The organism is Nocardia sp. NPDC058497 (assembly GCF_042720195.1).
Taxonomy (GTDB): Bacteria; Actinomycetota; Actinomycetes; order Mycobacteriales; family Mycobacteriaceae; genus Nocardia.
The window spans coordinates 1-2,831 of sequence record NZ_JBHXMY010000695.1 but is presented as its reverse complement, the minus strand read 5'-3'; the positions used below and the strand labels follow the sequence as shown (position 1 = coordinate 2,831).

At 69.5% G+C, this 2,831-nt stretch carries 4 protein-coding genes; all 4 read right to left on the bottom strand.

The features are described 5' to 3' along the window. The coding region (locus ACFWPJ_RS29645; RefSeq protein ID WP_378856340.1) for a nitroreductase/quinone reductase family protein at nucleotides 1-174 on the bottom strand (174 nt) is incomplete at its 3' end. Nucleotides 175-188: 14 nt separating this feature from the next. Further along, on the bottom strand, nucleotides 189-1,274 hold the full coding sequence (locus tag ACFWPJ_RS29640) for a class I SAM-dependent methyltransferase (RefSeq protein ID WP_378856336.1): 1,086 nt from the start codon (nucleotides 1,272-1,274) through the stop codon (nucleotides 189-191). 109 nt (nucleotides 1,275-1,383) lie between these two features. Further along, nucleotides 1,384-2,241 (bottom strand): co-chaperone YbbN, encoded by an 858-nt coding sequence (locus tag ACFWPJ_RS29635; protein WP_378856338.1) that lies wholly within the window; start codon nucleotides 2,239-2,241, stop codon nucleotides 1,384-1,386. A gap of 61 nt (nucleotides 2,242-2,302) precedes the next feature. Beyond that, on the bottom strand, nucleotides 2,303-2,671 hold the full coding sequence (locus ACFWPJ_RS29630; protein WP_378856334.1) for a DUF3817 domain-containing protein: 369 nt from the start codon (nucleotides 2,669-2,671) through the stop codon (nucleotides 2,303-2,305). Nucleotides 2,672-2,831: the final 160 nt, after the last annotated feature.

Below are 2,831 nucleotides of genomic sequence, written 5' to 3'. Positions count from 1 at the left end.
CAGCCAGAACTGGTCTCCGGTCCGGCGCCCACCGATCGGCGTGGTCCGCGGCTGCCCGCTCACCCTGCCGGTGGTCTCGAGCAGCAGATGGCCGGGCAGTCTGCGCACGACCCAGTTGAGCGGCCGCTGGAATGTGGTCACGACCCGATGCTGAATATCCTTCTTGGAGCCCATCTTTCGACCGTAGCTCAGCCCTTGCCCGCGACGTAGTAGGTGTTGAGTGGATCACCGTCGACATGGTGTGTCCGCACGTCGGTGAACCCGGCGTCGGCGAGCATCGACAGCGCACGCTGCTCACCCCAGACCGTGCCGAGCCCGTCACCGCCCTGACCCAGCGACACCGACATGCAGTGCATCGTCGAGATCGCGTACAGGAACGGGCCGAGCGGCAGGTCGATGTTCTCCTCGAGCATGCTCGACGCGTGGATGTCGACCATCAGGAAGACACCGTCGGAGCGCAGCGCGGCGGAGATATTGGCCAGCACCCGCGCCGGATGCGCCTGGTCGTGGATCGCGTCGAAGACGGTGATCAGATCGCAGGTTCCCGGCACATTCAGCTCCGCGACATCCTGGACGAAGAACTCGACATTGGTCAGGCCCATCGCGTCGGCCTCGGCGCGGCCCGCCGCGATCGCGTCCGCGGAGAAGTCGTAGCCGCGGAACCGGCTGGCCGGGAACGCCCGCGCCATCAGGTTCACCGCGTGGCCGCTGCCGCACGCGATATCGGCGACGTCCATCCCCATCAGCAGCCGGTCGGTCAGCCCCGGCGACATCGGCAGCACCACATCGATCAGCGCCGCGTCGAACACCTCGGCGCTCTCCTCCGCCATCAGCGCGTGGAAACGGGCGTAGTCGTCGTAGGCCAGGCCACCGCCGATCCGGAACCGTTCGACGATCTTGGGCTCCACCTCGCCGAGCTGGGCGATGAACTGCATGATCCTGGCCAGGTTGTCCGGGCCCGCGACCCTGGTCAGGCTCGCCGCGTGCGCGGGCGGCAGGGTGTAGGTGGCGGTCGGCGGGTCGTAGCGCACGATGCCGGCGGTGGTGACGGCGCCGAGCCATTCGCGGACATAGCGCTCGTCCAGCCCGGCCGCCGTGGCGAGTTCCGAACTGGTCGCGCCCGGATTGGCCGCCATGGTGTCGAACAGCCCGACCTGGTGCCCCATGCTGATCATCAGGGCGGTGCTCGCGTGGTCGAGCATCTCGATCATCGTGCCTGCGAAGGCTTCCACTTCGGCCTGGTCCGGGGCGGCCGAATGGTCGAGTGAGGTCATATCGTTCTCCTCCGTTCAGCTCGCGGCCGGTGCCGCGGGTCTACCCGGAGATACGACGGGGCCGTCCCGGCAGTTCAGCCGGGACGGCCCCGAGGAGAAGGTTCGCGCGTCAGTACAGCGCGGTGGCCAGCTTGCGCCGGGCCGCGACCACGAAGGGCTCGGCCTGATCGAACAGCTCGAACAGTTCGAGCAGGCGGGTGCGCGCCGTGGTGCGGTCGTCGCCCGCGGTGCGCTTGATGACGGCGATGATCCGTTCGAACGCGGCCTCGGGGCGCTGCTCGAGCAGTTCCACGTCGGCGGCGTCGAAGGCGGCCTCCAGATTCGCCGGATCGGCGTCGGCGGTGGCGACCACGGCCGGATCGATCTGCTGGGCCCTGGTCAGAAAGCGCAGCTGGCGCAGGGCCGCCTTGGCTTCCTCGTTGGCGGGTTCCTCGGCCAGGATCGCCTCGTAGGCCGCCTCGGCGCCGGTGATGTCACCCTCGGCGAGGGCGTCCTCGGCGGCGGTGAAGCGCGGGTCATCGACCTCGGGCTCCGCACCGTTGGGGTCGCCCTCGAGCTTGCCCGCCGTCGCGTCCATGACCGCGTCCAGCCACTGCCGGACCTGGGCCTCGGGCTGGGCGCCCTCGAAGTCGGCCAGCGGCTGCCCGCCCGCCACCGCGATCACCGTGGGAATGCCCTGCACGCGCAGCGCCTGCACGATGTTCATGTTCGGCTCGGCCTCGATGGCGGCCAGATCCCAGCCGCCCCGGTCGTCGGCGTTGAGCCGTTCCAGCGTGCGGATCAGCTCGACGCTGCCCGGGCTGCGCTGCGAGTACAGCGCGACCACCACGGGCACCTGCATCGAGCGGCGGATGACCTTGGTCTCGAAATCCGCCTCGGTCACCGAGTGGTTCCCCGAGGCCGCAGGCGCACCGCCGGGAGCGGCGGGCGGCTGCTTCAGCGCGGACAGATCCACCGCACCGGACATGGCGGCGGCAGCGGCGGGCGAAGGACGACGGGCAGCGGGTCGAGTCACAGTTCCCAGTTTGTCACGAAGCCGTCGGGGCGGCTGCCGGGGAGGCCTTCGCGGCGCCGGTGCTCAGCTCGCCGAGCTGACCGGTGCGCACCGCCCAGACCTCGAAGATCACGGTGGCCAGCGGCGGAATGCTCGACGCCAGCGCCAGCACGGTGGTCTTCCAGCTCCAGTTCAGCTCGCGCGCGGCCAGCAGCGCGGTGATCACGAACAGCACGAAGATGCCGCCGTGCACCGGGCCGAAGATCTTCACGCCGATCTCGTTGCCCTCGGCGGGGATGTACTTGAACGCCATGCCGGTCAGCAGGCCGATCCACGACAGTGCCTCGAGCACCGCGAAGAACCGGAAACGACTGGCAGTGGACCGCAGATCGAAGAAACCCATAGGGACCATTGTGCCGGACCGGCTACGACACTACGTAGTTGGACCGGTCACACATCGCACTCCGCGCCACGCACGACCCGACCTCGAGGAGGGTCCGCCGCGTCAGCGGCGGTTCGCGGCCGTCCCGCCGGTCAGGCGCCGTTGCGTAGGCGACGAAGGA

Bases quoted from the DNA above. Each gene is read 5' to 3' on its own strand.
- ACFWPJ_RS29640 (WP_378856336.1), bottom strand. From the start codon at position 1,274: ATGACCTCACTCGACCATTCGGCCGCCCCGGACCAGGCCGAAGTGGAA.
- ACFWPJ_RS29635 (WP_378856338.1), bottom strand. From the start codon at position 2,241: ATGTCCGGTGCGGTGGATCTGTCCGCGCTGAAGCAGCCGCCCGCCGCT.
- ACFWPJ_RS29630 (WP_378856334.1), bottom strand. From the start codon at position 2,671: ATGGGTTTCTTCGATCTGCGGTCCACTGCCAGTCGTTTCCGGTTCTTC.